Origin of the sequence: Burkholderia sp. LMG 13014, from assembly GCF_905232215.1 — a bacterium.
Lineage (GTDB): Bacteria > Pseudomonadota > Gammaproteobacteria > Burkholderiales > Burkholderiaceae > Burkholderia.
In genome coordinates this window covers 1-6,451 of the sequence record NZ_CAJNKE010000338.1, presented here as the reverse complement: position 1 = coordinate 6,451, position 6,451 = coordinate 1, and the positions used below count along the sequence as shown (strand labels likewise).

4 protein-coding genes are annotated in these 6,451 nt (G+C 67.0%); 1 reads left to right on the top strand and 3 read right to left on the bottom strand.

What is annotated here, in order from left to right; all coding sequences use genetic code 11:
• Positions 1-1,595: PAS-domain containing protein (locus JYJ84_RS25295; protein ID WP_205189582.1), on the bottom strand; the 1,595-nt coding region annotated here is incomplete at its 3' end.
• A gap of 4 nt (positions 1,596-1,599) precedes the next feature.
• A complete protein-coding gene (locus tag JYJ84_RS25290) occupies positions 1,600-2,322 on the bottom strand; it encodes a winged helix-turn-helix domain-containing protein (RefSeq protein ID WP_175219325.1) in 723 nt (240 codons plus the stop codon).
• Positions 2,323-2,904: 582 nt separating this feature from the next.
• Between JYJ84_RS25290 and JYJ84_RS25285 the strand changes: the two genes are divergently transcribed.
• On the top strand, positions 2,905-3,768 hold the full coding sequence (locus JYJ84_RS25285; RefSeq protein ID WP_122948883.1) for a crotonase/enoyl-CoA hydratase family protein: 864 nt from the start codon (positions 2,905-2,907) through the stop codon (positions 3,766-3,768).
• Between the two features lie 48 nt (positions 3,769-3,816).
• Here JYJ84_RS25285 and pdeR read toward each other — a convergent pair whose 3' ends face one another.
• Positions 3,817-5,820, bottom strand: coding sequence for a cyclic di-GMP phosphodiesterase (pdeR, locus tag JYJ84_RS25280; RefSeq protein ID WP_122948882.1), 2,004 nt, complete (start codon positions 5,818-5,820; stop codon positions 3,817-3,819).
• Positions 5,821-6,451: the final 631 nt, after the last annotated feature.

Below are 6,451 nucleotides of genomic sequence, written 5' to 3'. Positions count from 1 at the left end.
TCCAGGTTGCCGAGTATCGCGACGAGGAAGTTGTTGAAATCGTGCGCGACGCCGCCGGTCAACTGGCCGAGCACGTCCATCTTCTGCGCCTGGCGCAACTCTGCCTCGACCGCGCGCCGGCTCGTCAGGTCGCGGCAGACCGCCACCCATCCGCCGTCCGGAAGCGGCTGGCAGTGGAATTCGAGGGTCCGGTGGTCGCGCAGGTGCAGCTCGGCCGATGCGGCGATGCGCGCGCCGTCCGACGTGCGGGTCGCGGTCTCGCGCGACACCTGGCGCCAGCGCGCGGGCTGATGCATGACCTGCCGCAGCGTCGCGAGCGACAGGCCCGCATGCAGCGCGCCCGGGTCGATCCCGAGCAGCGTCGCGAAGGTCGGATTCCACGCGATCAGGCTGCCGTGCGTGTCGTGGACGGACACCCCGTCGTTCATCGAGTTGAGCACCGACTCCTGCAGGCGGCGCTGCGACTCGAGCCCCTGGGTCAGTTGCTCTTTCTCGATCAGGTTGGTGCGGAACACCTCGAACGCTCGCGCCAGCTCGCCGATTTCGTCCGGCCGATGCGTCGACGGCATCTGGTCGGACGTGATCCCTTTCGCGAGTCGCGTCATTACGCGCGTCATCGCCTGCAGCTTGTGCAGGATGCGGCTCGCATACGCGACGCCGAGCAGCGCCACGGCGACGCCCGCGACAGCCAGCAGCAACAGGCCCGACTGGCTGGACACCGCGACCTTGCGCACCTTGTCGCTGCGCTCGCTGGCGATCTGCCGCAACCGCTCGACGTAGCGCGCCGACTTGCCGCTCAGATGATCCGCGTGGCCGCGCAGGAGCGTGACGAGATAGCCCGTCTGCGCTTCGCTCGACAAAAACTCGCGGCGCACCGCGAACGCGTTGCGCGCGCCGCCATCGAGGCGCTGCAGCGCGTCGGCAAGCGCCGGCTGGCGACGGTCTTCGCCGCGTTCACGCACGCGCAGCCACAGCGCCTCGTTGTCGCTTTCCGCGCTACCGAGCTCCGCTGCGTTCGCCGCCTGCAGTGCACCGGCCGTGCGCGCCCAGATCTCGAGCAGCGTCGGCGCGCGCTGCGCGATCACGCTCTTGTCGCGCGCGATGCTGTCGCCGATGCGGTCGTTCGCGACGCGCAGGTCGCTCAACTCCTCCTTGAGCTGCCGCTGCCGGCCCGACACGATCAGCAGCCGGGCGAGATCCTGGTCGATCGCGTCGAGATCGTCGATCACCGCGAGTTGTTCGCCCGCCTTCGCGGCGGGGCCAGGCTGTTTGCCGAAGCCGGGCGACAGCCGCCGGATGTCGCCGAGCAGGCCGCGCAGCAGCTCGGTGTCGTTGTGAAGCAAGTCCGGCGAATCGGTCAGCATCATGCTCGGCGCGACTGCGGCGAGCTGCGCGACCTTGTCCGACAACTCGAGCGCGCGGGCAATCTCCGGCACGACGTTCGCTTCATACTCGTCGAGCGCGTTCTGGTTCGCGCGCATGCCGAGCACGCCGACCACCACGACCGCGAGCGTGATGCCGAACAGCAGCAGAAACGTCGCGATCAGCTTGGCCCGGACACTCCAGGGCGGCAACAGCCTGAACGTCGTCCGCATCGCGTCACACGCGCACGACGGGTACCGCGAACACATAGCCGATGCCGCGCTGCGTGCGGATATAGGTCGGCTGCTCGGGGTTCGGCTCGATCTTGCGGCGCAAGCGCAGGATCAGTACGTCGATCGTCCGGTCGTACACGTCGATGCCGAAGCCGCGCGTATGTTCGAGCAACTGGTCGCGGGACCAGACGCGCGACGGATGCTGCACCATCGCGGCGAGCAACTCGAATTCGCCCTGCGTCAGCGCGCACGGATTGCTGCCGTGCGTCAGCGTCCGCGCGGCGAAATCGAGCGTCCAGCCGTCGAAGCAGAAGCGCGGGCCGCCGCCGTTCGGTGCGGGACGCGGCATCGACAGCTCGGTCGTGCGGCGCAGCTGCGCGCGCACGCGCGCGATCAGCTCGCGCCCGGACACCGGCTTCGTGATGAAATCGTCCGCTGCGGTCTCGAGGCCGAGCACGCGGTCCGTCTCGTCGCCCAGCCCGCTGATCATGATGATCGATACGTCGGACCGGCGTCGCAGCTCGCGCGCCACCGTCAGGCCGTCCTCGCCGCGCAGCTTCAGGTCGAGGATGACGAGCGCGTGCGGCGCGGCGGCCAGTTGCTGCTGCATCATCGCCGCGCTGTCGGCCGTCGATACGTCGAACCCGGCCTCTTCCAGCACGCCCCTCAACCAGGCGCGCACCTCCGGATCGTCGTCCAGTACCAGGACCCGATGTTTTTCTGACATGCGTGTTCTCCTCCATGCCGGCCACGCTCGGATCGCGCGGCCGTGCCGGATGCGAATGTTGGCTGAAGCCGACCGACTCTGGCAAGTTCCGTCGGATGCCGGCCGCGGAGGAGATCTGCGCCCCTGCGTGCGGAACGGGGCGCGCAGATATGAACGGGCGCGCGATTCTAACGCTGAAAAAAATTTGCCATATACCCGTCGGCACCCGTGAATACCCTGCGCGGTGAGCCGTCGCGACAGGCTCCCCGCATTGCCAATGCGCGGTTACGACTGCCTGCGTCGCACGCGGCATTGCCGCGCCGTTCGCCAGTTTGCCGTCATCCGGCATGCCCGCATTCCGTCGTCGCGGCCGGAACGCCGCGATACCGGCCCGGCCGGGCGCGCCCCGCGCCTCCACCGTTTGTCCTCGACCGCCGTCCTGCGTGGGCCCGTGCGGCTTTCCGGTGACCCACTCCACAGATACGCCGAATGTGCGCGCGCAACAATGGCGATGCCTCGCGCCCGGCGCCCTGCGGGACACTCGCCTCCCGTTCGGCACCGGGCGCGACGGTCTTCAAAAACCACATCTCACGAGGACATACCATGCAACTCCAATCCCATCCCGCGTGCCGCCCGTTTTATGAAGCCGGCGAACTCACGCAACTGACTGCCTTTTATGAAGAGGGACGTAATGTCATGTGGATGATGCTGCGATCGGAGCCGCGGCCGTGCTTTAACCAGCAACTCGTTACCGACATCATCCATCTCGCACGCGTCGCACGCGACTCGGGCCTGCCGTTCGACTTCTGGGTGACGGGCTCGCTCGTCCCCGAGCTGTTCAACGTCGGCGGCGACCTGAGCTTTTTCGTCGACGCGATCCGCAGCGGCAAGCGCGACCTGCTGATGGCCTATGCGCGTTCGTGCATCGACGGCGTGTACGAGATCTACACGGGCTTCGGCACCGGGGCGATCTCGATCGCGATGGTCGAGGGCAGCGCGCTCGGTGGCGGCTTCGAGGCCGCGCTCGCGCATCACTACGTGCTCGCGCAGAAGGGCGTGAAACTCGGGTTCCCCGAGATCGCGTTCAACCTGTTCCCGGGCATGGGCGGCTATTCGCTCGTCGCGCGCAAGGCCGATCGGGGTCTCGCGGAGCAGTTGATCGCGACCGGTGAAGCGCACGCGGCCGAGTGGTACGAGGATCGCGGCCTGATCGACGAGACGTTCGACGCGGGCGACGCGTATCTCGCGACGCGCACCTTCATCGACGTCACGAAGCCGAAGCTGAACGGCGTGCGCGCGATGCTGCGCGCGCGCGAGCGGGTGTTCCAGCTGACGCGCTCCGAGCTGATGGACATCACTGAAGCGTGGGTGCATGCGGCGTTCACGATCGAGCCGAAGGATCTCGCGTACATGGAACGCCTCGTGATGCTGCAGAACCGGCGCGTGTCGAAGCTGCGCACGGTGTAATGCGACGGGCGCCGCCGCTTGCCGGCGGCGCCCGTGCATGAACGGAGCTCAGGCGATCAGCCTGAGCTTTCTCGTCTCCGCGAGCCACGCCTCGAACGCCTGCGCCGGCATCGGGCGCGCGTAGTAGTAGCCCTGCGCGTGATCGACGTCGAGCTGCTTGAGGAACTCGGCTTCCGCATGCGTTTCGACGCCTTCCGCAACCACCGCGAAATTCAGCGCCTTCGCGAGCGACACGACCGAGCGCACCAGCGCCTGCGAGCGCGGATTGCGGTCGATGCCCGTGATGAAGCTGCGGTCGAGCTTGATCGCGTCGAGCGGCAGGCGCGACAGCTGCGACAGCGACGAATAGCCGGTGCCGAAATCGTCGAGATGGATCTCCGCGCCGAGCTGGCGGAACTGGCGCATCAGTCCGTTGGCCGCATCCTCGTCCTCGATGAAGCAGCTTTCGGTCAGCTCGATGTCGAGCAGGCCGGGCTTCAACCCCGCGGCGTCGAGGATCGACGCCAGCTGGTACACGATGTTCATGTCCTGCAACTGCCGCGCGGACACGTTCACCGCGATCCGGATGTCGAGCCCCTTCGCCTTCCAGGCGGCGGCCTGCGCGGCCGCGCTGCGCATCACCCAGCGCCCGAGTGGCGCGATCAGGCCCGACTCCTCCGCGAAGCGGATGAACTCGACCGGCGCGACGAGCCCGCGGTCGGGCGACTGCCAGCGGATCAGCGCCTCGACGCCGTGCACGTCGCCGGTCGCGATATCGACGACCGGCTGGTAGTGCAGCACGAACTGCTCTTCCTCGAGCGCCTTGCGCAGGTTCGTGTCGAGCCACATGTACTTCGCGACCTTCTGGTTCATCTCCAGCGAGAACACGCGATACGTATGCTTGCCCTCTTCCTTCGCGACGTACATCGCGGTATCGGCGCTGCGGATCAGCGTCTCGAGCGAGTCGCCGTGCTGCGGATGCATCGCGATGCCGATCGAGCAGCTCGTGTAGACCTCCATCAGCCCGAGATGGATCGGCGTGCGCAGCCGTTCGAGGATGATCTGCGCGGTCGCTTCGAGCAGCGGCCGCGTGCCGTGCTCGAACAGCACGAGGAATTCGTCGCCGCCGAGCCGCGCGAGCGTCGCGCCGGACGGCAGGCAGCCGCTGATGATCTTCGACACGTCCTGCAGCAACCGGTCGCCGGTGATGTGCCCGTAGTGATCGTTGACGCGCTTGAAGTTGTCGAGATCGAGGAACAGGATGCCGACCTGCCCGCGCGACGCGGCGGTCTCCGCGGCGATCGCCGCGTGGATGCGCTCGCTGATCGCATGGCGGTTCGGCAGCCCGGTGAGCACGTCGGTGTTCGCGAGCTCGATGAGCCGCTGCTGCGCGCTGCGCTCCTCGGTGATGTCGATGCCCGAGCAGATCAGGAACTGCTCGTCGACGCCGCTGCCGCTCTGCACGAACTTGTTGCGGAACTGGAACAGGCGCGGCCCGTTGACCGTGTTGATGTAGCGCTCGACCGCGAACGAGTGGTTGCTCGCGAAAAAGCCCGTGATGTTGCTGCGCGACTGCTCGCCCTGCTCCGGGCTCATGAACAGCTCGAACGCGCTGCGGCCGATCACGTCGACCTCGCGCTTGCCCGTCACTTCCTCGCACAGGCGGTTGAAGCGCTGCACCTTCCCGTTGCGGTCGAGGATCACGACGAGCGAATTCACTTCGGACACGACCTGCTCGGCAAACGCGAGCCCGTGCGAGAGATCGCCCGCGACGGATTCGGCATCGGAATAGGCGCAAGCCGTGCCGGCCCAGTCGGTCGTGTCGATCTTCCTGCCGACGAGGTGGAGCTTGACCGGTTCGCCGAACAGCGCGATGTCGAGCACGAGGTGCGACGTGACGCCGGTCAGCGCGCGGATGCACGCGGCCTGTTCGCCCGTCAGCGCGACGGCGACGTTGGTCAGGCCGCGGACAGCCGCCAGTTCGAGTGCGTTGCTGTCGCTGCCGAGACGCCAGCAGGGGCTGCGCGTACCGACATGCGCCTCGAGCACCGCGCTATCGTTTTCGTCATCCATGGAGACGCCCCGATCCAGAAAAAACGCACAGTGTAGACGGAGCGAGCCGGCCGGCCGCCCTTCCGGGCCGCGCGTCGCGCGTGCCCGAAAGGGCGGCGGTGATTGCCGTGATGATGGGCCTCGTCCCGTACTTGTTTCCAGCTAATGCGACCCGGCGTTCGCGCGTGATGCGCGCAGGTTCTGCCTAACGAATGATGAGAGCCATCTTATCAAATGACGATCAAGGTTGGCACTCACATTTAGAGCAGAGTGTCAAGGAATTGGGACTCGATTGGCAAGCCGGATTTTTCATGATTGGCAGCCCGCTCAATTACGGATGCGGCGGTGCGCAACGGGTTCGGCGAGATGGGCTGAGCGCCCCGCCAGGCGGGCGTTTGCGGCTGATTCCAGGATTCGGCGGCTGCGATGTGACAGGGCCGTGGCGACAGGGTCGGATCGCATGCCTGCGACCCGACTTTTCGTCATTTTTGATTCCGTTTGTGCGTTAATGCGCGGCTTTATTCCACAGTCCGTTGCAATGCCGTTCGCGTGCCAGCGCGGATTGCCCGCGCCGGCTGCATGGCTCAGCCCGCCGCGCCGTATCCGCCGCCGCCCGGCGTTTCGACGACAAACACGTCGCCCGGCGCCATCT

Coding starts and splice junctions, on each gene's coding strand:
- JYJ84_RS25290 (WP_175219325.1), bottom strand. CDS start 2,322: ATGTCAGAAAAACATCGGGTCCTGGTACTGGACGACGATCCGGAGGTG.
- JYJ84_RS25285 (WP_122948883.1), top strand. CDS start 2,905: ATGCAACTCCAATCCCATCCCGCGTGCCGCCCGTTTTATGAAGCCGGC.
- pdeR (WP_122948882.1), bottom strand. CDS start 5,820: ATGGATGACGAAAACGATAGCGCGGTGCTCGAGGCGCATGTCGGTACG.